This is a genomic window from Nocardia sp. SSK8 (assembly GCF_037034205.1).
GTDB lineage: Bacteria > Actinomycetota > Actinomycetes > Mycobacteriales > Mycobacteriaceae > Nocardia.
This window is the reverse complement of the sequence record NZ_JBAGKD010000014.1, coordinates 150427-176727: the sequence shown is the minus strand read 5'-3', so window position 1 is coordinate 176727 and position 26301 is coordinate 150427. Positions and strand designations below refer to the sequence as shown.

The following is a 26301-nucleotide window of genomic DNA, read 5'->3' as shown; positions in this document are numbered from 1 at the left end:
TAAACACAGGAGCAAGGTTGTGACCGACGGGCCGTTGATCGTCCAGAGCGACAAGACCCTGCTGCTCGAGGTCGATCACGAGCTGGCAGGTAACGCGCGGCAGGCCATCGCGCCGTTCGCCGAGCTCGAGCGCGCGCCCGAGCATGTGCACACCTACCGGATCACCCCGTTGGCACTGTGGAACGCGCGGGCGGCGGGGCACGATGCCGAGCAGGTGGTGGACGCGCTGGTGAGTTTCTCGCGGTACGCGGTGCCGCAGCCGCTGCTGGTCGACATCGTCGACACCATGGGCCGCTACGGCAGGTTGCAGCTGGTCAAGCATCCGGCGCACGGGTTGTGCCTGGTCAGCCTGGATCGTGCGGTGCTCGAGGAGGTGTTGCGGCACAAGAAGATCGCGCCGATGCTCGGTGCCCGCATCGATGACGACACGGTGGTGGTGCACCCGTCCGAGCGCGGGCACATCAAGCAGATGCTGTTGAAGATCGGCTGGCCCGCCGAGGACCTGGCCGGGTATGTCGACGGCGAGGCGCACGAGATCGGCTTGGACTACACCGAGGGCAAGTGGCATCTGCGCGACTATCAGGAGATGGCCGCCGATTCGTTCTGGGCGGGCGGTTCGGGCGTGGTGGTGCTGCCGTGTGGCGCGGGTAAGACGATGGTCGGTGCCGCCGCGATGGCCAAGGCCAAGGCGACCACGTTGATCCTGGTCACCAACACCGTGGCGGGTAGGCAGTGGCGGCGCGAGCTGCTGGCGCGCACCACGCTGACCGAGGACGAGATCGGCGAGTACTCCGGTGAGCGCAAGGAGATCCGCCCGGTCACCATCGCCACCTATCAGGTGATCACCCGCAAGTCGAAGGGTGAGTACAAGCATCTGGAGCTGTTCGACAGCCGCGACTGGGGTCTGGTGATCTACGACGAGGTGCATCTGCTGCCCGCACCGGTCTTCCGGATGACCGCCGACCTGCAGTCCCGGCGCAGGCTCGGGCTCACCGCCACGCTGGTGCGTGAGGACGGCCGCGAGGGCGATGTGTTCTCGCTGATCGGTCCCAAGCGCTATGACGCGCCGTGGAAGGACATCGAGGCGCAGGGCTGGATCGCGCCCGCCGACTGCGTGGAGGTGCGGGTCACCCTCACCGATGCCGAGCGGATGGCCTACGCGACGGCCGAGCCGGAGGAGCGCTACAAGCTGTGCTCGACCGCGCGCACCAAGATCCCGGTGGTGGAGTCCATTCTCGAGCGGCACAAGGGCGCGCCGACGCTGGTGATCGGCGCCTATCTCGACCAGCTGGAGGAACTCGGGATCGATCTGAACGCGCCGGTCATCACCGGCGCGACCAAGAACAAGGAGCGGGAGGCGCTCTTCGACGCGTTCCGGTCCGGGGAGATCCCGGTGCTGGTGGTGAGCAAGGTCGCCAATTTCTCCATCGATCTGCCGGAAGCCTCGGTGGCGGTGCAGGTTTCGGGCACGTTCGGCTCACGGCAGGAGGAGGCGCAGCGCCTGGGCAGGCTGCTGCGGCCCAAACAGGATGGGGGACAGGCGCATTTCTACTCGGTGGTCGCCCGCGACACGCTCGATGCCGAATACGCCGCGCACCGGCAGCGTTTTCTGGCCGAGCAGGGCTACGCCTACCGCATCACCGATGCCGACGATCTGCTCGGACCGCCGATCGGTGACGGCGCGTAGCCCTCATCCCCAGGTCGGGGCGGGGTACGGTGCTAGGAACCCCTCGGCAGATAAGTGGAGGCAACTCCTCCGCAACCTGTGCTAGGAAGGAACTGTGCGCCGCTTCGAATTCGTGGTCGACCGTGAGCACGCTCATGCGGTCAACGAGACGTTCACCGGGTTACGCAGGCTCCGCCTGCTGGCCCTGCTCGTGGCGGGACTCGCCGTCGCGGCCACGGCCGCGCTGGTGGTGAGCGGCCAGGCGTGGGGATATCTGCTGGCGGTGGTGTGTGTGCTCGCCGCCATCATCGCGCTGTGGGTCGCGCTGTGGACGCCCCATCGCTCCAGCATCGAAAAGCTGTACCAGGACGGGCCTTTGGTGCCCGCCGTGGTCACCGAGTCCGAGCCGTCGGGGATCGTGCTGCTCGCCCTGGTCGATATCGCCGAACCCACCGCGCCCACCCGCAGCTGGGCGCTGATCACCCGCAAGGTGCGGACCCTGCCCGGGCACGCGCCGCGGCGCGGTGAGCGGGTGCCCGCGGTCGCGGTGCGCACCGATCGCGCGCCGCGTCAGGTGGGGGAGCGCTGGCAGCTCGTCACGGCCATGCCGATCGCCTGGGGTACGCGCGACCAGGACGTCATCGATCGCGCGGCCGCCGCCATCACCGAGATCGAATGGCGTCTGCTCGCCGAGAACCTCGCCCTGGCCGCCCGCGTCAAACGCACCGCCACCAAGCGCCTCCTCCTCGACCCCCACCAGCTCCCCGCCGACCTCGGCTGATGCTGGGCGGTTGATCACGACGCGCTGGCGGCGGCGTCGGCTGAGGAACGAACGTGACCATTCGTCCAGGTGGTCCGGGGTGCGGTAGCGCGCGGTGAGCTGCGACGATGGAGCGTCAGCCAGGGGAAAGGGGTCGGGCATGCGATGGTCGGCGGGGGTGTGCGCGGTGGTCGCGCTGTTGGTACTGGGGACCGGGCCCGCGGCGGCCGATCCGGCGCTGATCGGGGCGCCGGGGGCGGGCGATCCGTACTATCCGCTCGACGGCAACGGTGGTTACGACGTGAGCCACTACGACCTGGCCATCGACTACGACCCGCCGACGCATCACCTGCGCGGCACCGCGGCGATCGAGGCGCGGGCGGTGCAGCCGCTCGCGCAATTCAATCTCGACTTCCGTGGGCCCGAGGTGCTCATGGTGACGGTCAACGGGCAGCCCGCGGGATTCGCGCGGGAGGGCGAACACGAATTGGTGGTCACCCCGCTGCTGCCGCTACCTGCCGGGCTGCCGTTGCGGATCGTCGTCGACTACGCGGGGGAGGTGGCCGATACCGAGGGGAAGGGCTGGACCTACGCGCCCAGCGGCGGGGCCTTCGCGGTCGGTCAGCCGCACAGCGCGAGCACCTGGTACCCGCTCAACGACACACCCCTGGACAAGGCGACCTTCACGCTGCACGCCTCGGTGCCCGCCGAGTGGGAGATCATGTCCACCGGCGAGCGCACCCGGCACGAGGTTCGCGACGGGCGGCTGGCCACCACCTGGGAGACCCGGCAGCCGGTGATCGGCTACCTCACCACCATGGCGGTGGACCACTTCACCTTCCTGGAGACCCGCCGCGCCGACGGCACGCCCGTGCTGAGCGCCTTCGCGCCGGAGTCCGAGCACAATCGCGAGGACGAGCAGCGGGTGCCGGAGATCCTCGACTTCCTCGAAAACCTGTACGGCCCTTACCCGTTCGAGGTGGCGGGCGGGATCTACGTCGACGCTGTGATCCCGTTCTCCCTGGAAACCCAGACCCGGCCCACCTACGCGCCGTGGGCCGACCTCAACACCGTGGTGCACGAGCTGGCCCACCAGTGGTGGGGCGACACCATGTCGGTACGGCAGTGGTCCGACATCTGCCTCAACGAATGCTTCGCCAGCTACACCGCCGACTACCTGTGGATCGAGCGGATCGACGGGGCCGACGTCGACACCAAGTACCGCGATACGATCGCGAAATACCGTGATGACACCGAGTTCTGGGAGTACGCGCTGGCCGATCCCGGCGCGGGCACCGAGTTCACCTCGGTCTACTACCGCGGGCCGCTGTTTCTGCACGCCCTGCGCAAGCTGATCGGCGAGGACGTCTTCTTCGCCGCCTTGAAGGACTTCGTGACCGCCCACCGCGACGGGCACGCCTCGATGCCGGAGTTCCGGGAGTTCCTGCAAACGCGCACGTCGCTACCGCTGCGGGATTTCCTCGCCGAATGGCTGGACGGGACGCGGGCACCGAGGGATGCGTTCCTGTATCCGGGGACGCTGGGCGGCTGAACCGCGCCGCGATCGTGGGCCGCTCCGCTATGTCGCGGCGCCGCTGACCTGGGTAACCGTCCCGGTGCCGCAGACCCGGGCACGTAGCCCCCTGGTGCCTTCCGCTCGGGCCCGCGAGCGGACGAGGCGTCACGCCGCGACGGTCAGTCGTCAGCGAGGCGAGTGCGAGCGCGTTCGGCCCAGCGTTGCATACGGTCGAATTGGCTTCGCGCGGCGGTGAGTTCGCCGCGGGCGCGGTGGTCGGCGGTTTGGGCGAAGTGGCGTTGCTGTTCGGCGTGTTCGAGTTCGGTGCGGAGGCGGTCGATCTGGGATTCGGCTTCGGCCAGGTCGGATCTGGTGCGGGCGGCGGAAGATTCGGCGTCGTCGCGGGCCGTGCGGGCTTCGGCGAGACCGGCTTCGGCGTCGGCGAGTTCCTGTTCGGCCTCGGCGCGGCGGGCGGCTTCGACCTCCTCCGGTGACGGGCCGGTGCGGCGGGCGGGTGCCTTGCGCTTGGTGGGCTTGCCGCCGGGCTCGGTATCCGTGCGGCCCTTGCCGCCGGAGATCGCCACCAGGCCCGCGGGCCCGAAGCCTTCGTAGGTGACCGTGGCGGGCAGGACACCCGCGCGGACCCGATCGGCGACATCGGGGTCGGCGAGGGCGGCGGTGAGGGTCTGGCCGACCTCGCGCAGGGTTTGTTCGGTGGCGGTGCGGCCGTGTTCGGCGGACAGTTCGCCCGCGCGCTTGGTCATCGCGTTCACCACCTGCTGGCGCTGGGTGCCCAGAGCGCGCAGCTTGTCGCCGGAGAGCTGGCGCTGGGCCGCGCGCAGGGCGTCGCCGAGGTCGAGCAGGGCGGCGATCTCGGCGGGGGCGTGGCGGGCGAGCAGGTTCACCGTCCACGCGGCGACGGTGGGTTTGCGCAGGGCGGTGACGGCGGCGGCGAGCTCGCGGTCACCGTCCGCGCGGGCCGCGGCGGCGCGCTCGGTGCGGGCGGACACGAAGTCGGCGGGGTCGAGACCGTACAGCTCGTCCGCGACAGCGTCGATGCTCATCCCCCCGATGGTAGCCAGCCGACGCGGACGAGCGCGGCAGGCGCGGTCTTGGGTATCGTCACCGGCGTTCGTGTATGCCTGAACCGTTCGGTGAGTGAGGTTTTCAGTGTTCAACCCAGGAAAGCGGCTGCTGGCACGGCTCGTGTTCGCCCCCGTCGCCACCCTCGCGCTGGCCGGTGCGGTCGTCGCCTGCTCCGCCGAGGAGGACGCGGCACCGTCGGTCGCGGCAGGCTCGTGCGTTCATGTCTCCGACAACACCGCCGACGCCATGACCGCCACCCTCGCCGACTGCGCGTCGAGCTCCGCGGCCTACCGCATCGCCACGACCGGCACCGCACCCCTGGATTGCGATGCCGACGCCGCCACCTTCAACGGCACCGTCGGCGATACGAAGACCGGCCTCTGCCTCACCCCGAACTTCGCCGAGGGCCAGTGCTACGCCGACGCCGGAACGCGTCCGGCCGAGGCGGTCGGCTGTTCGGCCCCCGAGGCCACGTTCAAGGTGGTCAAGCGCATCGATGGGGAAACCGACGAGCTGCTCTGCGGCGCCGACGCCACCCAGTTCCGCACCGTCCCGGACCCCGCGACCACGTTCTGCCTCGCCAAGCCGTAACCCCATCGCGTCAGTCCAGTAGGGCGACCGACGCGATTCTGTGCAGGGTGAAGTGGCGGGTGGCGCCGGTGACGGGGTCTACCGCGTCTAGTTGGCCGTTGCCGACTCGGAGGGGTTCCACTACGCGTTGGGTGGCGGTGCCCTGGGCGTCGACGTAGGCGATGTTCACCGGGCGGCGGACGCGGGCGGCCAGCTGGAGCAGGGCGAGGGTGGCGGCGGTGCCGGTGCGGGTGCCGTCGCTGCGGACGGACTGGCCGGTGCGGGCGCCCGCGGCGCGTTCGCCCGCGCGCAGTTCGGTGACCAGCTGGGCGAGCTGGGTGTCGGTGGGCGGGCTCGGGCGGTAGGGCTTGCGGGCCAGGGGGCGCACGGCGATGCGGGCGCCGCGCGGGCGCAGGTCGACGATGGCGCCCGCGGAATCCTCGCCCGCGGGGGCGAAACCGGCCGCGCGCAACTGCTCGAGCAGCTCGCCCAGCGGTGCCAGGGCGATGGCGACGGTCGGCGCGATGGCGCGCAGGGCCAGGGTCTCGGCGACGGGGGCGGCCAGGACCTGGGCCAGCAGCGCGGGATCGTCGCTGCGCAGGAAGGACTGGGCCATGCCCGCGCGCAGCTGGCCGTGGCGGCGGGCGACATCGTCGATGAGATAGGTCAGCGACTGCGGGACCGGGGTGCGCGAGTGGGTGGCGAACAGGGCGTGCAGTTCGGCGGCGGTCAGGCCCGCGTCCAGCGCGCGGCGCACCGAGGCGTCGCCGACCCGGTAGACCGTGGCCGCACCGGCCGACTCCACATCGGCCACCAGCGCGATCCGGTGCCGCAGTTCGGGAACGAGCGGGCCGGGCGCGATCACCGTCAGATCCGCCTGCACCAGCACGTGATCCACCGGCTCGGGCAGCGCGGCGGTCATCTCCGCCTCGGCGTCGGCGACGCTGTTCTCGGCACCGTGCAGCAGCGCCCGCGCGGCGGAATCCAGCGCGCCGCGGCCGAGCAGGCCCAGGGTGGCGGCCTCGGCCAGTGTCGCGGTCACCGCGTCGAGGCGGAAGTGCCTGCGCCGCCGTGGCATCCGCCAGGCCAGCAGCTTGCCGATCTCGGTGGGGGACAGGGCGGTGCCGCTGGGGTACTCGGCGAGCAGCCCGAGGATGGCGTGCCGGTCACGCACGGCGTGCGGAATCCGCAGCTCGGCCGAGAGCGCGGCAATCGGTTTGTCGGCGGCGTCGCGCAGGCCGATCATCCACGGCATCCGGTCCAGCTCCAGCCATGCCTGCGCGAGCACGACCCACCGGGTGGCGGGCGGGGCGTCGGACCAGGCGTCGGCGGCCGGGGTGGGGGCCCAGAAGTCATCGGTGGTGTCGAGTTCCGGCGGTGGTTCGGGCAGACCCTTCTCCACCAGCTTGGCCGCGGCCAGCAGCTCCAGCAGCAGTCCGGTGCGCTGTTCGTCGATCCCGGTCTGCTTGGCCAGCCTGCGCAGTTCGCGCACGCCGAGCCCACCGGCGCGCAGGGCGGGGGCGGGCAGCTTGCCGAGGGCGTCGAGCAGATCCGCGCAGTCGCGCAGCAGTTCCCCGACCTCGCCCGCGCCGACGGCGTTCACCTCGGCGGGCGCGTTCTTGCCCGGCGACGGCTTCGGCGGGGCCAGTGCGTGCGGGTCCGTGACGGGTTCGCCACGCAGTAGCTGGCCCACCGTCGCGGGCAGTTCCACGGTCTCGTCGTCGATGCGATGCAGCAGCCGGGCGGCCAGCAGACGCGGCACCGGACGGTCCGCCGGGGTGCCGGGCGCGGCGTCGCGGGTGCGTCCGCGCGGGCCGGTGGTGGCCAGTTTCTCCAGCAGCGCGCGCTCGGGCGGACTCGCCTGTGCCAGCGCGGCGTTCGCCTCCGGCTCGGTGAGCGCGTCGGGCAGCGCGGTGGTGGCACCCACCGGCCAGGGCAGGGCCTCCACGGCCGACGGGGTGATGTGCAGGTCGTCGCCGGTCTGCCAGACCAGCGCGCGGTCGAGCAGCCTGGTCAGCGCGGCGGTGTAGGCGGTCTTGGTGACCCGGTCCTTCAGCTGGGCGTGCAGGGTCGCGCGGGTCAGCGGGGTGACGGTGGTGCCGATGGTGCGCGCGTCCTCGTTGGCGGTGAGCGCCTCGATGATCGCGAACTCGAGGGTGTCCAGCTCGTCGGCGGCGCGCAGCACCGAAGCGCGCTGCTGGGCGCGTACCGCGAGCACCGACATCGAGGCGGGCAGCGGCACCGCCAGATCGGGCCGCAACTGCAGCAGTTTCACCAGTTGGGCGTCGGTACGCGCACCGAGCCAATCGGCGAGGGAGTCCGTCGCGATCATCCGATCCAGACTACCGTTTCCGGCCGCCGCGGCCCGTGGTGCCGGTCGCGAGAGCACACCCCTGTGCCAGAATGAGGCCGTGGTGAACAAATCGAAGAAACCCTACGTCGACAACGGCTGGCCGCAGGTGGCCGACGGCGAGCACGCCGTGACCGAACTGTCGTCGACCCGCGCCGGTAACCTCTCGCCCTTCGGCGAGGAGACCGAGTTTCCCGTCCCCGCTACGCAGCTGCCCTACGTGCACCCGCAGACCACCATCAACCGGGTGTAATTCGGACGGGAAAGACAAGAGCCCGCATCCTTCGAGGATGCGGGCTCTTGTTGTCTGCGGGGGCGATCAGGAGGGCAGCAGGCCCTTGTTCGCCTGGAAGAAGTCGATCACGGCCGGGTCCAGCTGCGAACCCTTGGCGTTGTTGACGAAGTCGAGCGCCTGCTGCGGCACCGCGATGCCCTGCTGCTGCACGACCTCGAGGGCGCGGTCCACGGCCTGGAAGACTTCCTGGCTCGGGTCCTGCACCTGCGGGACACTGACCTCGGGGACCCAGCTCGGCGACGGCGCGATGCGCTCGGTCGGGCCGCTGCTCAGGCCCAGCTTGGCCGAGCAGGAGGGCCAGGCGCCCCAACCCTGAGAGGCGAGAACCTTTTCCGCGACCACGATCTGCTCTTCGCGGGTGGCCTGGTTGGCCGTGGCGGCGTACTCGCCACCACCGTGTGCGTTCCAGGTGGAGGGGGAGAACTGCAGTCCGCCCTGGTAGCCGTTGCCGGTGTTGATACCCCAGTTGCCGCCGGCTTCACACTGCGCGAGGCGATCCCAGTCGGAGTCGGGGGCCGCGCTGGCGTTTCCGGCGAGGGCAGCGGCTGCGGTGCCGAAGATCGCGCCGGTGACGGCGACCTTGGCAGCAGTGCGCCCGGTGGAAGTCGGCTTGCGGTGGCGTCCACTCATATCGGGTTTCTTCCTCTCGTGCGCACCTGCATGTGGTCCGGACTGAGAGGTCTCCCGGTCCGCCCTCACCCCTGATTCCAATCGGGGTCCGGTACCCGCGGGGTGAGGCTCGGTGCGGCGGGCCGGTGGTTCCGGGGTTTGCCCCGGCTGCCAGAAACGGTACGACGCCCAGCGGCGAAAGTCACTATTTGGTAACCGGCGGGTTCCTGGGTGTCTCGGGGTGGTCTCAGGGTGATCCCCGAGGCGTCCGCGCTGGTAGTCGGCATGCCGGGTGTTCGCGACGGTTGCACGCTCAGTTCGTTATCCCGCTGTGATGTGACGAAGGTCACATGTTTAGCGAGCTCGGCGGCCCGACCACAACGCGAACACCAGGGCGAGCAGGAAACCGACCGGCGCGAGCATGGCGAGCAGGTACAGCCACAGGCCCGGCTCGCTGTCGGACACGATCGACAGCACGAAGATGCCGATCACCGCCAGGATGCCGATCCCGAACAGGGCGACGGCCAGTTGCAGCAGGCGATCGCTGCGCCGCCGAGGTGAGTTGGTCACTGTTGCACCGTAAAACTGATGTGCTCGGGGTATGGCCACCGGGGTAGACTCTGGGCACATCGCGTCCTGCCATGTTGTGGGGCGCGTTCTTTTCGCGACAACGCGGGACCGATCCGGGCCACAGGGGCTCGGGTATCGAATGATGATGAACGGGTGAGCGCAGTGCCGACCGGCCGGGTGAAGTGGTACGACGTCGAAAAGGGCTTCGGCTTCCTTTCCCAAGACGAGGGGGAGGACGTCTACGTCCGCTCCTCCGCGCTGCCCGAGGGCGTGGACGGGCTCAAGCCCGGTCAGCGCGTCGAATTCGGCATGGCCGCCGGGCGTCGTGGCCCGCAGGCGTTGAGTCTCAAGCTGCTCGAGGCCCCGCCCAGCGTGCGCGGTGAGCGCGCGTCCGCGACCGCCCGCAAGGACACCGGCCCGCGCAAGTCGCCCGACGAGCTGCACGGCCTGGTCGAGGACATGATCACGCTGCTCGAGACGAAGGTCCAGCCGGACCTGCGCCGCGGCAAGTACCCGGATCGCAAGCTGTCCCAGCGCATCTCCGAGGTCGTCCGGGCCGTCGCCCGCGAACTCGACCACTGAGCGGAATCGGCCCCGGACCACTGTCCGGGGCCGAGCTGTCTCACGGCTCGGGCGTGACGATCGACCAGGCGGCGTGCGGGATGTAGGTCTCGCGGCCAGTGGCGGTGTCGCGGGCCAGGATGGGGAGCTGGACCTCGATGCCGACCAGGCGCAGGTCCGGCTCGGGCTGGGACTCGACGGTGATGGCGCGGGCGCCGTCGGGGAAGTCGGCGAAGCTCAGCACGCGGTCGACCTGCTCGCCCGAGGGGCGCTGGTAGATGAGCTGGATCAGCCACGGCGACTCGGAGATCCGCTCCGGCAGCGACAGCTGGACCGGCAGGCCCGAGGGGACCGTCAGCGGGGTGGTCTCGCCGTAGCGGCAGTCTTCCATCCGGACCGTGCAGTACATGAACGGCTCCACGGTGACGGACTCGCCGTAGGCGTAGGCGGTGATCTGCGGCTGGTACGCGGGTGCCTTCGACACGGCGATCCCGACCCACACGGCCGTCACCGCGGCGACGGCCACCAGGCCTGCCGCGACCAGGGCCAGGGTCGTGCGGACGTTGAGCTTGCTCACCGGATGGGGTCTCCTGTCCCTCGCGGAACCGTCCCGGGACCTGCCCGGAACGGATGGGTTGTCGGTACTTCCTGGTCGGCGTGCTGCGGGCGGTTACCGCCCAGACCCGGCAGCAGGGTGTGGCCGGTGTAGCTGGCGAAGGTCTGCGCGAGCCCGGCCACCAGCACCACGCTGATCACCGCGAAACCCTTCCAGAACTCGATCGGCAACAGCACACCCGCCGCGCCGCCGACCACCCAGCTCAGCTGCAGCACCGTCTCCGAGCGGCCGAAACCGGAGGCGATCGACTCCGGCGGCAGGTCGTCCTGGATCGCCGCGTCCAGCGAGACCTTGGCCAGCGCGCTCGCCGCCGAGGCCACCAGCGCGGCGAACACGGCACCGAACAGATTGCCGGTGAACACCGCGAACAGCGCCACCCCCGCGCACGCGGCGGTGCAGCCGAGCACCACCAGCGACGGCCTGCCGAGGCGCAGCCGGGCGCCGGTGGCGTTGCCGCCGAAATTGCCGAAGCCCGCCGCCGCGCCGACCGCGGCCAGCATGGCCGCCTGCTCGGTGGGGCTGCCGCCCGAGCCCTTGGCGACGAAGGCGATATAGAAGGTCAGGAAGCCGGTGAGCACGCGGATCGAACTGTTGCCCCACAGTCCGGTGACCACCGCGCGGCCCAGCGGCTGACGGCGTTTCCGGGCGGGCACGCTCGACTCCTGGCCCGGCTCGAGCACCTCGGTGTGCGCGTCGGAGCCGTGATAGCTCAGCGTGGCGGGCACCTCGCCCTCGGTCACCTCGACCCAGGACGGAATCCGCAGACTCAGATACGCGCCGGTGAGCGCGAGCGCCACGGCGAAGACCAGCGCCCCGGTGGACCCGGCGATCAGCGCCGCCAGCGCGGCCAGCGCGCCAGCGCCGATAGTGCCGCCGACCAGGCCGAACACCGTCAGCCGGGAATTGGTGCGGACCAGATCGATATCGGGTGGCAGCACGCGCGGGGTGACCGCGCTCTTGAGCACCGCGAAGGACTTCGAGCCGACCATCATGCACAGGGCCAGCGGATACAGGCCCCAGGTGTCGATATTGAAGATCAGCAGCACGGCGAAGGCGGCGCGCAGGCCGAAGGTGGTCGCCAGGGCGAGGCGGCGGCCGCGCTGGAGGCGGTCCAGCAGCGGGCCGATCAGCGGGGCGATCACCGCGAAGGGCGCGATGGTGATCAGCAGATACAGCGCCACCTTCACCTTGGACTCGGCGGTGGCGCTGGCGAAGAACAGGGTGTTGGCCAGGGCCACGGCGATCGCGGCGTCGAGCGCGAAGTTGGCCATGGTGGCGTAGGTGAGCGCGGTCAGGCCGGACTGGTCGGCGCCGTCGGCCTTGGCGGCGCGCTGGAAGGTGGCGATGCCGCGTTCGGTGAGTTCGCGGCTGCGCATGGCGGCGACGCGGGTGACGGTCAGCTTGCGCGGGACGCGCTGGCGGGTCTCGTCGTCGGCGGGCTCGTCGGGCCGGGGAAGAGGGCGGGTGCGGGGCGGGCCTGCCTCGGGTTGGTGGGGGTCGGCCCGGCGTGGGTCTGCTCGGCGCGGGTCCGGCTCGCGCGGGTCGCCGCTGTGGGGGTTGATCCGGCGCGGGTTCGGCTCGCGCGGGTCGCCGCTGCGGGCGTCGGACCGGCGCGGGTTCGGCTCGCGCGCGGGGTCGGGCTTGCGTAGGGGATCCCGGGCGCCGAGGTCACGGGTGTCGTCGTCGCGGCCCGCGCCGCGGAAGCGTGCGGTCGGGGGATCGGGGCGGGGGAAGACCTTGCGCGGCGCGCGGCGCAGCTCCGGATCACCAGAGCGCGGCGGGTACTGCCCGAAGCCGGGGTGTCGGCCGGGCGGGGCGCCCGCGGCGGTACCGTCCCGGCGACCACGGTCGGGACCGGATGGTTCGCGGGGCGTAGTCACAGTCCAATTCTGTCGCACGCGGGCGATCGGCGTTCACCCGCGGCGCGGCGGTGTCGGCCACAACCCGTCATTTCGGGACGAACCGGACCTCGAACAGGTGCGGCCAGTACTTGCCGGTGAGCAGGAAGTGGTCGGTGCCCGGCAGATGCGCGATGCCGTTGAGCACATCGGTGCGCTGCCGTTCCTCGGCGGTGAGCAGCCCGGCCGCGTCGATCACCGCGGTCACCCGGCCGGTGTCGGGATCGATGCGCAGGATCTCGTCGGTCGGGTAGTTGTTGGCGTACACGGTGCCGTCGGGGGCGCAGTCCAGCTCGTTGGGCCGCGGGTCGCGGAACTGGGTCAATGTCACCGAGCCGGTCTCGGCGAAGGTCACCGGGTCGCGGAAGGTGAGCGTGGCGGTGCCGTCGCTCATCACCAGCCGGTCGTCCTGGGCGCACAGGCCCCAGCCCTCGCCCCGGTATTCGACGCGGCGGATCTCGGCAAGGGTCACCGGATCGCGGGCGATGGCGATCCCGTCCTTCCAGGTGAGCTGCCAGACGATGTCGCCCGCCTTGGTCATGCCCTCCGCGAACAGCGGGTCCGGCAGGTCGACCCGCGCGGTCTCGGTGCCGGTCGCCTGATCGGCGGCCCGCGCGCTCGACACGCCCCACATGCCGGTGCTCTCGTAGCGCACCCCATCGACCACCTCGAGGCCCTGGGTGAAGGCCCGCGGATCGTGCGGTGACGAGCCGATCACCTCCACCCGCAGCCGTTGCACCGCGGCCTCGTCCGGACCGCCGCAGGCGCCCACGCCGAGCAGGCTGACCAGCGCTGCGACGGCCAACGAACTCCGATTGCACTTCATACGGCAAAATGTATGCCGTGAGCGCAGTATCTGTTTCGGAGTCCGGCGTGCGTCCCGTTCTGGCCGATGCGGCCGAAGTCGCACGTCGTGCGCTCGTGGAGCTCGAACCCGACGGGGTGGGAACGCATCTGGGCGTGACCGCCGAGGACGAGACGGCGGCCACCCACCGCTTCGAGGCCAGTCTGCCCGGCTACCGCGGCTGGCAGTGGGCCGTCGTCGTCGCCGCCCCGCCCGGTGCCGAGTCCGCGACGGTGAGCGAGTCGGCGCTACTGCCCGGCCCCGACGCCCTGATCGCCCCCGACTTCATCCCGTGGGACCAGCGCGTGCGCCCCGGCGACCTCGGTCCCGGCGACCTGCTCGCCCCGCCCACCGACGACCCCCGCCTGGTCCCCGGCTACGTGGCCACCGGCGATCCCGTCGTCGACGACGTTGCCCGCGAGGTCGGCCTCGGCCGCGTCCAGGTCCTCAGCCTCGAAGGCCGCGTCGACGCCGCCCAGCGCTGGTACACCGAATACGGCCCCGACACCGAGATGGCCAAGGCCGCCCCCTCCACCTGCGGCCTGTGCGGCTTCTACGTCCCCCTCGCCGGTGCCCTGCGCGAATCCTTCGGCGTGTGCGCCAACTCGATGGGGGCCGACGGACACGTGGTCCACGTCGAATACGGCTGCGGGGCGCACTCCGATGTGGTCGCCCCCAGCGGGAACGGCTCACCTCGGTACGAGGCGTTCGACGACCACGCGGTGGAGTACGTGGAGGTCCGGGCGTCATCCGGTCAGCCGGGCACCGACCAGCCCGCGGGCGAGCAGTCCTCGTCCGAGACGGCATCCACCGACCAGCCCGCCGATGAGCAGCCGTCCGCCGAGACGGCGTCCGCTGAACAGCCGACCACTGAGACCACGGTGGCCGAGGCGTCTGCCGCGCAGTCCGCCGACGACCAGCAGACCGCCGAAGCAGCAGCGGTCGAGGCGACCGCCGCCGAGCACGTCGCCCTCGCCGAGGGCACCGCACCGGAGTCGGCGGCCGAGGTCGTCGCCGCTGAGTCCGCGTCGACTACCGCCGAAGCGGGCGCCACCGACATCGCACCAAGCTCGGTCACCGCCGAGGCCGGTCCCGTCGCGGAGCCCGCCCCGGTCGTGTCGGAGTCCGAGCCGACGGTCAGCGCCGAAGCAGACGCCACCGATCCCGCACCGAGCTCGGTTGCCACCGACGCCGCGCCTGTCGCGGAGTCCGAGCCGACGGTCAGCGCCGAAGCAGACGCCACCGATGCCGCACCGAGCTCGGCCACCGTCGAAGCTGGTCCCGTCGCGGAGTCCGCCCCGGCTGAGCAGACCGCCACCGAGCAGCCGGTCGACATCGAGACCGCCGGTTCGTCGGCGATCACCACCACCGAGGCCGACGTTCCGGCCACGGGTGAATCCGATCCGTCGCCCGCTCGGGACACCACTTCCGAGCCGGGTTCGGAGACCGCCTCCGCCGAGGAAGCGGCAGTTGCCGCGGTGGAGTCCGGCGCGGACGAGTCCGCCGGTGCGGAGCGCGCTGGCGCCGAGCAGGGTGCCGGTGGGGATGCGCAGGCGGAGGATGGGGTCGATGTGGGGCACGGATTGCCGGTGACGCGCTGAACGGAGTGGCGGATCCGTTCGGGACCGGGGGGCTTCGGGACGGGGTGCTGGCCGCGTGGCGGGGTTCGCCGACGCGGTTGCGGGAGGACAGTGCCAGTGAGGCCGATCTCGTGGCCGCGGGGTACCGGGATCGGTTGCTCACCGAGCTGGCGCAGAACGCGGCCGATGCGGCGGCGAAGGGCGGGGTCGCCGGGGCGGTGACGGTGCGGGTGCTCGACGGGCGCCTGCATGTCGCGAATACCGGTGCGCCGCTGGATATTTCGGGTGTGCATGCCTTGACGGCGTTGCGGGCGTCGGGGAAGGGGGATGCCGCGCAGGTCGGGCGGTTCGGGGTGGGGTTCACGGCGGTGCGGGCGGTGGGCGACGAAGTCGAGGTGCGGTCGTCGACGGGATCGATCCGGTTCTCGCGCACCGCCACGCTGAATGCCCTGCACGACAACGGGATCGCCGTCCCCGATGACCTGTCCGCGATCGCGCCCCCGGTGCTGCGCCTGGCCTGGCCGGTGCCCACCACCCCGCCCGAGGGTTTCGACACCGAGATCGTCGTCCACCTGCGCGACGACATCGACGCCGACGCCCTCCTCGACGCGATGCGCGCCGAGGCCCCGGACCTGCTCCTGGAACTGCCCGCGCTGCACCGCATCCACATCGGCGACGACGAGTTCACCAGTACCGTCACCGATCTCGGCGAACTCGACGAACTGACCATCACCCTCCCGTCCGGAACCACCCGCACCTGGTGGCAATTCCGCACGCGGCGCGCCCGCTGGCTGCTCCCACTGCGCCACGGCCGCCCGACCCCGGCCGCCCCGGATGTCCTGCGCGCCCCCACCCGCTCCGACGAGGAACTCTCCCTCCCGGCCCTGCTCGTCGCCGACATCCCCATGCAACCCGACCGCCGCCGCATCCTCCCCGGCGCCCACCTCGCCGAAATCGCCTCCGGCTACGCCGATTTCGCCCGCGCCCTCCCGCCCCGTGACCGCCTCACCCTGGTCCCCACCCCCGGCTTCCCCCGCAGCGAAGCCGACACTCTCCTCCGCGAAGCCATCATCACCGAACTCCGCACCCACCCCTGGCTCCCGGTCTGCCCGGCAGATCCCACCGACTCCCTGCTCCTGACCGATGCGCCTGCCTATGCCGAGGTTCGTGCGGACGCGCCCGCCGACGCAGAGGTTGTTGCCGACGCGCCTGCCTATGCCGAGGTTCGTGCCGACGCGCCCGCCGACACCGAGATTCGTGCCGACGCGCCCGCCGATGCCGACACCGGCCACTCGGCCCCGGACGACGCGACGACGATCCGCCCTACCATCGCGAGTCACGGCCCCGCGCACGGTGTTTCCTCGGCGGACCCTCTCCTCGGCACCTTCGACGGAACCCTCGAATCGGCGCCGGTCGCCCGCGATCTACGACGAGCCGACGTGGTCACCCCCACCCGCGCTACCGTCTTCCCCGATCTCACACCGGAACTCGCCCCGATCCTCGCCGACATCACCGGCCCCCTGCTGATCCCGGAACTCTCCGGCCGCGAACACCAGGACAGACTCTCCGTCCTCGACGTTCACCGCCTCGGCCCCGCCGCCCTCGCCGAGGCGACGAGCGGACTGGATCGCGCACCGCGCTGGTGGCAGCGGTTCTACGCCGCGCTGGAACCCTTCGTCACCGATTCCCGGATCGCCGAGGAACTGGGCGCCCTCGCGGTCCCGCTGGCCGACGGTCGGGTGGTGACCGGCCCGCGCACCGTCGTCCTCGACGACCAGCTCACCGTGGCCGTGCCGGTGCACTGGGCCCGCCTGGTGCACCCGGACGCCACCCACGCCCTGCTGTCGCGCCTGGGCGCCCGCAGCGCCTCCGCCGACGACCTGCTCACCGACCCCGGCCTGCGCGACCTGCTCGACCAGGACCCGGCCGACCCGGACACCGTCGCCGCCGTCCTCCAGCTGGCCCCGTTCGCCACCCCGCACGAACTCCCGCACTGGCTCGGCCAGCTCGAACTCCCCGACGACACCGGCGACCTGCGCCCCGCCGACGAACTCCTGCTCCCGGACGCCCCGCTGGCCGCCGTGCTGGCCGAGGACGCCCCCTTCGGCACCGTGGCCGCCGCGACGGTCGCCGAATACGGCGAGCAGGCCCTGCGCGCGATCGGCGTCGGCTGGGATTTCGCCGTCCGCACCGAACCGGACCCGGTCGGACCCGACCACGACCTCGACGACGAACCCGCCTGGTGGGACTCGCTTTCCGAGGACCCCCGGGAACTGGCCGCCGTCCGCGACCTCGACCTGGTCGACGAGAACCGCTGGGCCACCGCCCTGCACCACCTGCTGGCCGAGCCGCGCACCCGCGCCCTGCTCGCCGACCGCGACGGCTACACCGCTTGGTGGCTGCACCGCCACGCCCAGCTCGACGGCATCCCGCTGGGCCGCCTGCGCCACCCCGACGACACCGAATTCGCCGGTCTGCTCCCGGCTTTCCCCGCCGAGGGTTTCGACGCGCGCGACCTCGACGCCCTGCGCCCGCTGCTGGTGCGTCCCGAGGTGATGACCGCCGGCCTCGCCGAGGAACTCCTCGACGCCCTCGCCGACCCCGCCAACACCCCCGCCCCGGACACCGTCGCGCGCACTCACACCCGGCTGGCCGCCGCCGTCGCCGACGGCACCCTGGACCCGCGCGATCTCGAACTCCCCGAACACGTCCGGGCGCTGTCGGGCGCGGTCGTCGCCGCGAGCACGGCCATGATCCTGGACCAGCCCAGCTTCGGTCTGGTGGTCCCGACCGAGCGGCTGATCGCGGGCGAGCACGCCGAGGCGCTGGCCACGCTGCTGGACCTGCCGCTGGTCTCCGAGGAGGTCAGCGCCGAAATCCTCGGTGCGGGCAGGCGAACCAGCTGGGCCGCCGAGCCGCTGGGCGTGGTGCTGCGGCAGCTGTGGTCACCGCCGGACACCACCGGCGAACTGGTCCTGCACGACACCCTCGAGGTGCATCTGCGCGGGGCGATCACCGGCACCGTGCGGGTGCCGTGGTGGTACGCCGACGGCGTGGTGCACGTGCAGGTGCCGCGCGGCTGACCTCAGGCCACGTGCGTGGCGATCATGGCCGCGAGCAGGTCGAGCTGGGTCTGCACCGACTCGCTGTCGTCGTCGACCAGCCAGCGCAGCACGATCCCGTCGATCACGGCCAGGCTGAACCGGCTCAGCTCGGTGACCGCCGTGTCCCAGGTGGTCTCGGTGGCCTCGCGGCAGTGGTCGAGCACATCGGCCACGGTGCTGTCGTTGAAGCCGTACTGGTCGCGCGCGATCGCGATCTTGGCGGGGGTGGCCTCCCCCTCACGCAGCGAATAGGTGGTGGTCTCGTAGGTGAGCAGCTGACGTTCGGGAGTGGCTTCGATGTTGCGCCACATCAGCTCCAGCGCACGTCGCACCAATTTCTGAAGCGCTTCTTTTCCGGTTCCGACGTCTTCCCATACCGACTCTTCGGCGTCCACGGAATCGCGCAATTCGATCGATAGCGCTTTGACCAGCTCGGTCATCAGCGCGTCCTTGTTTTCGAAACAGTAATGCACCACTCCGAGCGAGACGCCGGCCGCTTGGGCGACATCGCGCGTGGTCACGCCCGCGACGCCCTTTTTCTCGGCGAGACCGATCGCTGCCTCGATCAGGTGGGCTCGTCGTTCTTCGACGCTCAATCGGGAGGACACGTGTGCGAGTTAAGCGCTCGCGTCGCGAACAGTCAATTCGCCGGTCCGCCAGAAAATCCTGGACATATGACCAGTTGATGTGGTTGTCTCCGAAACGGAAGTAGCGAAGGAGTCGCCTGATGCCCCTGTCCCGCCGCACTGTGCTCGCCGCCTCGGCGCTGAGTGCCGCCGCCGTGCCGCTCGTGTCGATGCCGGGCGCGCCCGCGGCCCGCGCGAATCCGAAAAGCGGTGAGTTCGAATTCGGAACGGGCATCGCCGATCTCACCGGACCCGCCGCGGAATGCGGGATGATGGGCTACTCGCAACTCGAACAGACCACCGCGGGAATTCATCTGCGCCCCCGGGCGCGCGCTTTCGTCATCGGCGCGGGCGGTGATCGCGTGGCCTATGTGGCGGTGGAGAACGGCGCGGTGTTCGGCTCGGTACACGCGGGGGTGCTGCACGCGCTCGCGCGGCGTTTCGGCGATCGGTACACCGAGCGCAATGTCGTGCTCACCTCCACCCACACCCACGCGAGCTGCGGCGGTTCCGCGCACGACTACGCCTACACCCTGGCCACGCTGGGCTTCCAGCAGCAGGTCTACGACGCCGAGGTGGCGGGCATCGTCGAGGCCATCGAGGCGGCCGACGCCGACTTCGGGCCCGGCACGATCGCGCTGGGCCGCGCGCACCTGCGCGACGCGAGCGTGAACCGCTCCCGGGTGGCCTTCGAGCGCAATCCCGCCGAGGACCGGGCGGTGTTCCCCGAGGCGGTCGACCCGGCGGTCACCACGCTGGTGTTCCGCCGTGACGGGCGCGAGGTGGGCGCGCTCACCTGGTTCGCCACCCACAACACCTCGATGACCAACGCCAACCGCCTGATCAGCGCCGACAACAAGGGCTACGCCAGCTACGCCGCCGAACAGCTCGAGCACGGCGTCCGGCACCTCGACGGCAGGCCCGGCTATATCGCCGCCTTCGCCCAGACCAATGCCGGTGATATGTCACCGAACCTGAATCTGCGCCCCGGTGACGGGCCGACCACCGACGAGTTCGCCAATACCCGCATCATCGGCGAACGCCAGTACGACGCCTCGAAAGCCGCCGCGCGCCAGGCGGTCACGATGAACGGTCCGGTCGGCGCGCTGCTGTGTTATGTCGATCTGGCCGATCTGGCCGTCGACGGCCGCTTCACCCCCGACGGGGCCCCGCGTCGCACCTCGCCCGCCGCGGCGGGCGTCTCGCTGGCCGCGGGCAGTGTCGAGGACGGTCCCGGCCTGCCCGGCGGCCCGATCCCGGAGGGCGTGCGCAATCCGATGGTCGACTTCCTCGGCGGTATCGACCACCCGCATCCCGCCTGGCTGGCCGACGCGCAGGCGCCCAAGGCGATCTTCGCGCCGCTGGGCCTGCTGCCGCCGGTGCCGTGGGTGCCGAATGTGGTTCCAGTGCAGCTGATCCGGATCGGTGAGCTGTATCTGGCCGCGGCCGGGGCGGAGTTCACCATCGTCGCCGGGCTGCGGGTGCGGCGCGCGGTGGCCCAGGTGCTCGGCGTGGCGGTGGATCAGGTGCTGTTGCAGGGCTACGCGAACGCCTATCACGAGTACGTGACCACGCCCGAGGAGTACGACGCCCAGCAGTACGAGGGCGCCTCGACGCTGTTCGGCCGCTACACCCTGTGCGGCTATGTGCAGGAGTTCACCCGGGTGGCCGAAGCGTTCGTGGCGGGCGCGGCCCTGGGTCGCGGTCCGGCGCCGCGCGATGTCTCCGCGCTGCAACCGAACTTCGCCACCGCGCCCGGCCCGGACGCCACCCCGCCGGGCCGCGCCTTCGGTGACGTGCTGGAACAGCCGGTGCGCACCGCGCGCGGCGCACAGGCGGCGGTCGAGTTCGTCTCGGCCCATCCCAAGCACAATCCGCGGCGCGGGGACACCTTCCTGGTGGTGCAGCGCCGCACCGGCACGGGCGAGTGGACGCGGGTGGCCAACGAGGGGGAGTGGGACGTGCGTTTCCACTGGCGCTCGGGCGGCCCGGCGATCTCGATCGCGAGATTCACCTGGGATGTCCCGACATCTGTCGAGCCGGGTTTACACCGTTTCGTGCATTTCGTGGATGTTCTCGGGGTCGATGGGACCCTGCGTCCGGTGGTCGGGACAAGCGCGGAGTTCGAAATCAGCGCCTAATCAGTCTGGAGGCCGACCTGGGCGCCCTTGTCGCCACGGCGGGCCGAGCGCCGCTGCGCGAGGAAGATCGAGGACCCGAGCGCGCCCACCGCGAGCCCCATCAGGCATACCGGCCGGGCCTCGGCCAGGGCCGGGACCAGCCACGACAGTGCGGTGGCGACCAGCCAGGCGGCGAATCCGGCGAGCACCACCGGCCGCGGATCGACCAGGTATCGGGGCAGGTGCGGAATCTCGGGGGTGGCGGGTCCGGCTTCCATACCCAAACAGTAGCCGGGTGAAACGCGATCCGGCAGCCGGACGTACCGTAGAGTTCTGCACTGTGACAATGCCATCCGACGTCCGCGCCCTGGCCGGTGACCTCTCACTGGCGGTCGTGCGGCTCACGAGACACCTGCGCGGCCGCCGTACCGACGCGCAGATCTCGCTCACCCAGCTGTCGGCACTCGCCACGCTGGCGCGCGATGGCGCGATGACGCCCGGCACGCTCGCGGGCAAGGAACGCGTGCAACCGCCGTCGATGACGCGCGTCATCGCCTCACTGTCGGATCTGGAGCTGGTGCACCGCCGCCCGCACCCCACCGACGGCAGGCAGATCATCGTCTCGCTCACGCCCGCGGGCCGGGCCCTGGTCGCCGACGAGACCCACGCCCGCGAGGCATGGATGACCGACCAGCTGTCGGTCCTCGATTCCCAGCAGCTCGCGGTGCTGGATCAGGCCGTCGCGATCATGAATGAGATCGTCGCGAACTCGGAGTGATCAGACCTGGGCGCGCGCGTCGTCGGCGGCGACCACCTCGTGGCCGAGCGGGAACAGCGCCAGCGGCACCAGCTTGAGATTGGCCCAGGCGAAGGGCAACCCGATGATCGTGATGGCCAGCGCGATGCTGGTCGTGATGTGCCCCAGCGCCAGCCACCAGCCCGCGAAGACGAACCAGATGACATTGCCGATCAGCGAGCCCGCGCCCGCGCTCGGCTTGCTCACCACGGTCCGGCCGAACGGCCACAGCACATAACCCGCGTTGCGCAGCGAGGCGATGCCGAAGGGGATGGTGATGATGAGGATGAAGCAGATGATGGCGGCGAGCAGGTAGCCCAGTGCCATCCAGAAACCGCACAGCACCACCCAGAGAATGTTCAAGATCAACTGTACGACCTTCATGTGTCCAGCATGCCAGGATGAGCGCGTGGCCGCAGTGATAGACATCGACGATCCCGCCGACCCCCGGGTCGACGACTTCCGCGATCTGTCCTCCGCCGACCGCAGGCCCGATCTACCCGGCCGCAAGGGCCTGGTGATCGCCGAGGGCGTGGTGGTGGTGCAGCGAATGCTCGATTCCCGGTTCACCCCGAGCGCGCTGCTCGGTGTCGCGAAGCGCTACGAGGCCCTCGCCGACGATCTCGCCGACCGCGACATCCCCTACTACCGCGCCACCGCCGAGGTGATGGCCCAGGTGGTGGGCTTCCACCTCAACCGCGGGGTGCTCGCGGTGGCCCCGCGCCCGGCCGAGCTCACGCCCGAGCAGGTGCTCGACGGCGCGCGCACGGTAGCCGTGCTCGAGGGCGTCAACGATCACGAGAACCTCGGTTCGATGTTCCGCAACGCGGCCGGACTCGGCGCGGACGCGGTGCTCTTCGGCGACCGGGTGGCCGATCCGCTCTATCGCCGGGCGGTGCGGGTGTCCATGGGCCACGTGCTGCGGGTGCCGTTCGCGACGCTGCCGTCCTGGCCGGGTGGGCTGGATCTGCTGCGCGAGCGCGGCTTCCAGATCATCGCGCTCACCCCCGACCCGAAGGCGGCGAATCTGGCCACGGCCATGACCGGCGAGCGGGTCGCCCTGCTGCTCGGGGCCGAGGGGCCGGGACTGACCGAGGAGGCCATGCGCGCCACCGATGTTCGCGCGCGCATCCCGATGTCACCGGGCACCGATTCGCTCAATGTGGCCACCGCCGCCGCCATGGCCTTCTACGAGCGGGTGCGGACCTCGTGAAGCCCGACGGGCCCTACCGCGCCGACCCGGACTCCGTCCCGTGGGCGGCGGGCGGCACCGTGGTGGTGCTGGTCGCCGCGCTGGGCGCGGTCGCGGTGTACGCCTTCGGGGCCGCGCTGGCCGCGGTGCACCCGCTCATCGCGATCGCGGTCAACGCGGTCGCCGTGCTCGGCGTGGCGCCGACGGCGTGGCGCTGGCGGTACACGCCGGTGGTGCGCTGGGTGCTGGCCGGGGCCGCGGTGGGCTTGGTGCTGGGCTGGCTGGCGATCCTGGTCGACGGGATCAGCGGCCTGCTCTGATCACCGCACCCGATCGGCCCCGCGCAGCCAGCCGAACAGGCGGTGCCTGCTGCGCGGCGCGGCGACCGGATGCGGGGTGGGCTGGGGCGCGCGCCCTTTCGGATACAGCGTGAAGCCGCAGACGGCCAGCGCGCCCGGGGTCAGGTCCTCCGCGCCGGTGCCGAGATAGCGGAAACCGAGCCATTCGTCGTTGGCCGCGTCGGCGAACTCCGGCGGATCGAACGGCAGCGACCGCGGTTCCGGATGATCGGCCCCGCGCCACGGCACCGGATGGTCGCCGGCCCAGTAGGGCCGCTCCCAGACCATCGGCAGCCCTTCGTTCTCCAGGATGTCGACCCGGGTGGAACTGAACGAGCGCCGGAATTCCCCACGCTCCCAGTGCGCGAACGCACCCCAGTGCACGGTGGAGTCGAACGAGACCAGGAAGGTGTGCTCGGAGGCCAGCGGGCGCACCAGCAGATCCGGCAGCTTGGTCGGCCGCACCAGGGCGGCCTCGGCCGTGCAGACGACCGTCAGGCCCGGATAGCAGCCGATGTAGACCTCGTCGCGATCCGGTGCCGCGCAACCCTCCAGCGTGCCGATCATGATGGGCCGCACGTCGTACTCGCTGTAGAGCTGCCCGGCCAGGGCGGCCGCGGCGGCCGGATCGGGATCGGGTCCTTCTTTCAGCACCGCCAGCGGATCAGCGGTATCGATGTACCAGATCGTGGAAGCCGAACGCACAGAAACCCACCTCCCACCTCATCGAACAAGAGCCGGGGTACCTGCGTGCCTAGTGGCCGGAGCTGCGCACTCCGAGCAGGACGTCTTCCCAGGACGGCATCGGGGCCTTGCCGCGCTTCGGGCGGGTGGGCTTCGGGGCGGGCTTCTCGGCCGCCACCGGCTCCTCCGCCGTCGGCGGGTCCTGCTGGGCCACCGGCTGACTCGGCGCCGCGGGCACCGGAGCCGCCGGGATCGGCGTGGCCGGGACCGGCGGCGCGGGGACCGGAGCGGCCGGAATCGCCGCCGTGCCACCACCCGCGGCGACCTGCCGCTGCTCGTAGAACTCGTCGAACTTGGGCTGCGGGCGGGCGGTCGGGCGCGCGGTGGGCGTGAGCTGTTCGCGCGGACGCGGTTCCACCGGGATCGGCGACTCGACGACCGGGGCGGCGGGCTCGGGCAGGATGGTGGCCAGCCCGCGCAGCGCGCGACCGAAATCGGGGTCGATCAGGTCGGTGGCCGGGTCGTCGAGCGGGGAGACCGAGCCGCCGTGCGCGTCGGGCTGGTAGCGCCAGTGCGCGGCGATCTCGGAATGACCGTGCCGCCACTGTAACTGCGCGACCCAGAACCCCTTCTCGTCCTTCCAGGCGTCCCACTCGGCCTGCTCGATGGTGTGGCCGCGCTCGGCGAAGGCCGCGGTGACGATCTCGTGCAGCGTCTCCACCGCGGGGCCGTCGGGCCGCACCGGGTGTGCCTTCTGCGCCAGTTCGGCGGCGCGAGCGCGCTCGAGCAGCACCGGGTAGGCGAAACGTTCGACTTTGGTGGCTGGCATGCCGGACTCCGCCTGGACCTGCTCGACGGACGCCCCGGCTCGAATACGGGCCTGGATATCGCGAGGACGCATCGACGCCTCCGTTTCGATCTCGATCTGGCCGAATCGTGCGAGGTCGCCGCGCGCCGCCGCGCGGAGCTTGTCGTCGGCGGGCAGCCGGAACTTGGTACCGGACTCGATGTCGCTGCACACGATGTGCGTGGAGTCGGGCGTCACCCCGATCACTCGAAGTTCACGCACCGTTACCTCCTTATCGAGTCGGCTACGACACCGCCCACTTTCCTAGACAGTAGTGCACATTACTTGCCCGCGGCAGCAGACACGCACGACCGAAATCGCGCACGGGGGCTCCCGCTCCGGCTAATCTGAGCGGCTCCCCACCCGAATTCCGGTCCTGTGCAGGGACTTTGGTGATGGATCAACATCATTTAGCGACGCTCGAGAATGCAAATATTGCGAACACATGGCAAAGCGCCGGTGCGTGGCGAACCGAAATGGTTCACCGCGCACCGGCGCTGATTGCGGTCTTATCTCAGAGCTGGCCGACGACCCAGTCGATCGAACGGGTCAGCTGCGAAACATCGTCCGGATCGATGGCCGGGAACATGCCGACGCGCAGCTGGTTGCGGCCCAGCTTGCGGTACGGCTCGGTGTCGACGATGCCGTTGGCGCGCAGGATCTTGGCGACCTGGGCGGCGTCGACCGCGTCGTCGAAGTCGATGGTGCCCACGACCTGCGAACGGTGCGCCGGATCGGTGACGTACGGGGTGGCGAAGGAGCTCGACTCGGCCCACGAGTACAGGCGCGAGGACGAGTCCAGGGTGCGCTTGACGGTCCAGTCCAGGCCGCCGTTGGCGTTCATCCACTCGATCTGGTCGGCGAACAGCAGCAGGGTGGCCAGCGCCGGGGTGTTGTAGGTCTGGTCCTTGGTGGAGTTGTCGATGGCGATCGGCAGCGACAGGAACTCCGGGGTCCAGCGACCCGACTCCTTGATCTCGGCGACGCGGGCCAGCGCGGCCGGGCTCATGATCGCGATCCACAGGCCACCGTCGGCGGCGAAGCACTTCTGCGGGGCGAAGTAGTAGACGTCGGAGTCGGCGATGTTCACCGGCAGGCCGCCCGCGCCGGAGGTGGCGTCGATGGCGATCAGGGCGTTCTCCGAACCGGCCGGACGCGACACCGGGATGGACACACCGGTGGAGGTCTCGTTGTGGGCCCAGCCGATGAGGTCCACGCTCGGGTCCGACACGGGCTCGGGCGCGCTGCCCGGCTCGGCCGAGACGACGATCGGGTCGCCGATGAACGGGTTGCCCTTGGCGACCGAGGCGAACTTCGAGGAGAACTCGCCGTTGGTCAGGTGCAGCGAACGCTCGCGGATCAGGCCGAACGCGGCGGCGTCCCAGAACGCGGTGGTGCCACCGTTGCCGAGGACGACCTCGTAGCCCTCGGGCAGCGAGAACAGCTCACGCAGGCCGTTGCGAACGCGCGCGACCACGTCCTTGACCGGCTTCTGGCGATGGGAGGTGCCGAACACCGAGGCGCCCACAGTCACCAGGGACTGCAGCTGCTCCGGGCGGACCTTGGAAGGGCCGCAGCCGAACCGTCCGTCGGCGGGCTTGAGGTCGGCGGGAATCGTCGGGAACGCACTGGTCATGCGGGCGAGTTTAGTGGTCGGGGGATTGTCGTGGTGG

At 71.0% G+C, this 26301-nt stretch carries 24 protein-coding genes and 1 pseudogene; 12 read left to right on the top strand and 13 right to left on the bottom strand.

Annotated elements, in window-relative coordinates:
• Positions 1-19: 19 nt before the first annotated feature.
• The 3 genes from WA675_RS23620 (at position 20) to WA675_RS23610 (ending at position 3978) form a co-directional block, all read left to right on the top strand.
• Positions 20-1687 (top strand): DNA repair helicase XPB, encoded by a 1668-nt coding sequence (locus WA675_RS23620; RefSeq protein WP_336087217.1) that lies wholly within the window; start codon positions 20-22, stop codon positions 1685-1687.
• Positions 1688-1781: 94 nt separating this feature from the next.
• Positions 1782-2447, top strand: a complete 666-nt coding sequence (locus tag WA675_RS23615) for a DUF3239 domain-containing protein (protein WP_336087205.1) — start codon at positions 1782-1784, stop codon at positions 2445-2447.
• A 139-nt stretch (positions 2448-2586) separates the two neighbouring features.
• On the top strand, positions 2587-3978 hold the full coding sequence (locus WA675_RS23610) for a M1 family metallopeptidase (RefSeq protein ID WP_336087203.1): 1392 nt from the start codon (positions 2587-2589) through the stop codon (positions 3976-3978).
• 143 nt (positions 3979-4121) lie between these two features.
• Here WA675_RS23610 and WA675_RS23605 read toward each other — a convergent pair whose 3' ends face one another.
• A complete protein-coding gene (locus WA675_RS23605; protein ID WP_336087201.1) occupies positions 4122-5006 on the bottom strand; it encodes a hypothetical protein in 885 nt (294 codons plus the stop codon).
• A gap of 94 nt (positions 5007-5100) precedes the next feature.
• Between WA675_RS23605 and WA675_RS23600 the strand changes: the two genes are divergently transcribed.
• A complete protein-coding gene (locus WA675_RS23600) occupies positions 5101-5619 on the top strand; it encodes an LppU/SCO3897 family protein (RefSeq protein WP_336087199.1) in 519 nt (172 codons plus the stop codon).
• A 10-nt stretch (positions 5620-5629) separates the two neighbouring features.
• Here the strand turns inward: WA675_RS23600 and WA675_RS23595 are convergent, their stop codons facing one another.
• Positions 5630-7930 carry a helicase-associated domain-containing protein gene (locus tag WA675_RS23595; protein WP_336087197.1) on the bottom strand — a complete coding sequence of 767 codons (2301 nt, stop codon included), beginning with the start codon at positions 7928-7930 and terminating at the stop codon, positions 5630-5632.
• Between the two features lie 79 nt (positions 7931-8009).
• On the opposite strand from WA675_RS23595, the gene WA675_RS23590 reads away from it, so the two are divergent.
• A complete protein-coding gene (locus WA675_RS23590; RefSeq protein ID WP_336087195.1) occupies positions 8010-8201 on the top strand; it encodes a hypothetical protein in 192 nt (63 codons plus the stop codon).
• Between the two features lie 66 nt (positions 8202-8267).
• Here the strand turns inward: WA675_RS23590 and WA675_RS23585 are convergent, their stop codons facing one another.
• Complete coding sequence (locus tag WA675_RS23585) at positions 8268-8873, bottom strand: transglycosylase family protein (protein ID WP_336087193.1); 606 nt, start codon at positions 8871-8873, stop codon at positions 8268-8270.
• A 333-nt stretch (positions 8874-9206) separates the two neighbouring features.
• Positions 9207-9422, bottom strand: a complete 216-nt coding sequence (locus tag WA675_RS23580) for a hypothetical protein (RefSeq protein ID WP_336087191.1) — start codon at positions 9420-9422, stop codon at positions 9207-9209.
• A 162-nt stretch (positions 9423-9584) separates the two neighbouring features.
• Between WA675_RS23580 and WA675_RS23575 the strand changes: the two genes are divergently transcribed.
• On the top strand, positions 9585-10004 hold the full coding sequence (locus WA675_RS23575; RefSeq protein ID WP_336087215.1) for a cold-shock protein: 420 nt from the start codon (positions 9585-9587) through the stop codon (positions 10002-10004).
• Between the two features lie 40 nt (positions 10005-10044).
• Here the strand turns inward: WA675_RS23575 and WA675_RS23570 are convergent, their stop codons facing one another.
• The 3 genes from WA675_RS23570 to WA675_RS23560 form a co-directional block, all read right to left on the bottom strand.
• On the bottom strand, positions 10045-10560 hold the full coding sequence (locus WA675_RS23570) for a DUF2771 domain-containing protein (RefSeq protein ID WP_336087189.1): 516 nt from the start codon (positions 10558-10560) through the stop codon (positions 10045-10047).
• Positions 10557-12479 carry an MFS transporter gene (locus WA675_RS23565; RefSeq protein WP_336087187.1) on the bottom strand — a complete coding sequence of 641 codons (1923 nt, stop codon included), beginning with the start codon at positions 12477-12479 and terminating at the stop codon, positions 10557-10559. The genes WA675_RS23570 and WA675_RS23565 overlap by 4 nt, the downstream gene beginning before the upstream one ends.
• A 67-nt stretch (positions 12480-12546) precedes the next feature.
• Positions 12547-13323 (bottom strand): glutaminyl-peptide cyclotransferase, encoded by a 777-nt coding sequence (locus WA675_RS23560; protein ID WP_336087184.1) that lies wholly within the window; start codon positions 13321-13323, stop codon positions 12547-12549.
• 8 nt (positions 13324-13331) lie between these two features.
• Between WA675_RS23560 and WA675_RS23555 the strand changes: the two are divergent.
• Both WA675_RS23555 and WA675_RS23550 read left to right on the top strand, forming a co-directional pair.
• A pseudogene (locus WA675_RS23555) lies at positions 13332-14079 on the top strand (DUF3027 domain-containing protein); the annotation flags it as partial.
• An 868-nt stretch (positions 14080-14947) separates the two neighbouring features.
• The gene (locus WA675_RS23550; protein WP_336087182.1) at positions 14948-18004 is read left to right on the top strand and encodes a sacsin N-terminal ATP-binding-like domain-containing protein; all 3057 of its coding nucleotides are present in this window, start codon (positions 14948-14950) and stop codon (positions 18002-18004) included.
• A 2-nt stretch (positions 18005-18006) separates the two neighbouring features.
• On the opposite strand, the gene WA675_RS23545 is transcribed toward WA675_RS23550, so the two are convergent.
• On the bottom strand, positions 18007-18633 hold the full coding sequence (locus WA675_RS23545) for a TetR/AcrR family transcriptional regulator (protein WP_336087180.1): 627 nt from the start codon (positions 18631-18633) through the stop codon (positions 18007-18009).
• A 119-nt stretch (positions 18634-18752) separates the two neighbouring features.
• On the opposite strand from WA675_RS23545, the gene WA675_RS23540 reads away from it, so the two are divergent.
• Positions 18753-20792: a neutral/alkaline ceramidase gene (locus WA675_RS23540; protein ID WP_336087178.1), complete on the top strand. Its 2040-nt coding sequence runs from the start codon at positions 18753-18755 to the stop codon at positions 20790-20792.
• Here the strand turns inward: WA675_RS23540 and WA675_RS23535 are convergent.
• Positions 20789-21049, bottom strand: a complete 261-nt coding sequence (locus WA675_RS23535; protein WP_336087176.1) for a DUF2530 domain-containing protein — start codon at positions 21047-21049, stop codon at positions 20789-20791. The two genes, WA675_RS23540 and WA675_RS23535, sit on opposite strands and share 4 nt — an antisense overlap.
• Positions 21050-21117: 68 nt before the next feature.
• On the opposite strand from WA675_RS23535, the gene WA675_RS23530 reads away from it, so the two are divergent.
• On the top strand, positions 21118-21549 hold the full coding sequence (locus WA675_RS23530) for a MarR family winged helix-turn-helix transcriptional regulator (protein ID WP_336087174.1): 432 nt from the start codon (positions 21118-21120) through the stop codon (positions 21547-21549).
• Here the strand turns inward: WA675_RS23530 and WA675_RS23525 are convergent, their stop codons facing one another.
• Positions 21550-21951 carry a YccF domain-containing protein gene (locus WA675_RS23525; RefSeq protein WP_336087172.1) on the bottom strand — a complete coding sequence of 134 codons (402 nt, stop codon included), beginning with the start codon at positions 21949-21951 and terminating at the stop codon, positions 21550-21552. It lies immediately after the preceding gene.
• A gap of 25 nt (positions 21952-21976) precedes the next feature.
• On the opposite strand from WA675_RS23525, the gene WA675_RS23520 reads away from it, so the two are divergent.
• Together WA675_RS23520 and WA675_RS23515 are read left to right on the top strand one after the other, a co-directional pair.
• Positions 21977-22780 carry a TrmH family RNA methyltransferase gene (locus tag WA675_RS23520; protein ID WP_336087170.1) on the top strand — a complete coding sequence of 268 codons (804 nt, stop codon included), beginning with the start codon at positions 21977-21979 and terminating at the stop codon, positions 22778-22780.
• Positions 22777-23079: a DUF2537 domain-containing protein gene (locus tag WA675_RS23515; RefSeq protein ID WP_336087167.1), complete on the top strand. Its 303-nt coding sequence runs from the start codon at positions 22777-22779 to the stop codon at positions 23077-23079. The genes WA675_RS23520 and WA675_RS23515 overlap by 4 nt, the downstream gene beginning before the upstream one ends.
• Here the strand turns inward: WA675_RS23515 and WA675_RS23510 are convergent, their stop codons facing one another.
• The 3 genes from WA675_RS23510 to serC form a co-directional block, all read right to left on the bottom strand.
• A complete protein-coding gene (locus tag WA675_RS23510) occupies positions 23080-23802 on the bottom strand; it encodes a DUF6928 family protein (protein ID WP_336087165.1) in 723 nt (240 codons plus the stop codon).
• A 49-nt stretch (positions 23803-23851) separates the two neighbouring features.
• Positions 23852-24850: a septation protein SepH gene (gene sepH / locus WA675_RS23505; protein WP_336087164.1), complete on the bottom strand. Its 999-nt coding sequence runs from the start codon at positions 24848-24850 to the stop codon at positions 23852-23854.
• Between the two features lie 292 nt (positions 24851-25142).
• Entirely contained in the window at positions 25143-26264 is a 1122-nt protein-coding gene (gene serC, locus WA675_RS23500) for a phosphoserine transaminase (RefSeq protein ID WP_336087162.1), read from the bottom strand.
• Between the last annotated feature and the right edge of the window lie 37 nt (positions 26265-26301).

What these genes read in the sequence shown, in the direction of transcription:
- WA675_RS23610 (WP_336087203.1), top strand. Translation starts at nt 2,587, where the DNA reads ATGCGATGGTCGGCGGGGGTGTGCGCGGTGGTCGCGCTGTTGGTACTG.
- WA675_RS23605 (WP_336087201.1), bottom strand. Translation starts at nt 5,006, where the DNA reads ATGAGCATCGACGCTGTCGCGGACGAGCTGTACGGTCTCGACCCCGCC.
- WA675_RS23595 (WP_336087197.1), bottom strand. Translation starts at nt 7,930, where the DNA reads ATGATCGCGACGGACTCCCTCGCCGATTGGCTCGGTGCGCGTACCGAC.
- WA675_RS23585 (WP_336087193.1), bottom strand. Translation starts at nt 8,873, where the DNA reads ATGAGTGGACGCCACCGCAAGCCGACTTCCACCGGGCGCACTGCTGCC.
- WA675_RS23560 (WP_336087184.1), bottom strand. Translation starts at nt 13,323, where the DNA reads ATGAAGTGCAATCGGAGTTCGTTGGCCGTCGCAGCGCTGGTCAGCCTG.
- WA675_RS23540 (WP_336087178.1), top strand. Translation starts at nt 18,753, where the DNA reads ATGCCCCTGTCCCGCCGCACTGTGCTCGCCGCCTCGGCGCTGAGTGCC.
- WA675_RS23535 (WP_336087176.1), bottom strand. Translation starts at nt 21,049, where the DNA reads ATGGAAGCCGGACCCGCCACCCCCGAGATTCCGCACCTGCCCCGATAC.
- WA675_RS23530 (WP_336087174.1), top strand. Translation starts at nt 21,118, where the DNA reads ATGCCATCCGACGTCCGCGCCCTGGCCGGTGACCTCTCACTGGCGGTC.
- WA675_RS23525 (WP_336087172.1), bottom strand. Translation starts at nt 21,951, where the DNA reads ATGAAGGTCGTACAGTTGATCTTGAACATTCTCTGGGTGGTGCTGTGC.
- serC (WP_336087162.1), bottom strand. Translation starts at nt 26,264, where the DNA reads ATGACCAGTGCGTTCCCGACGATTCCCGCCGACCTCAAGCCCGCCGAC.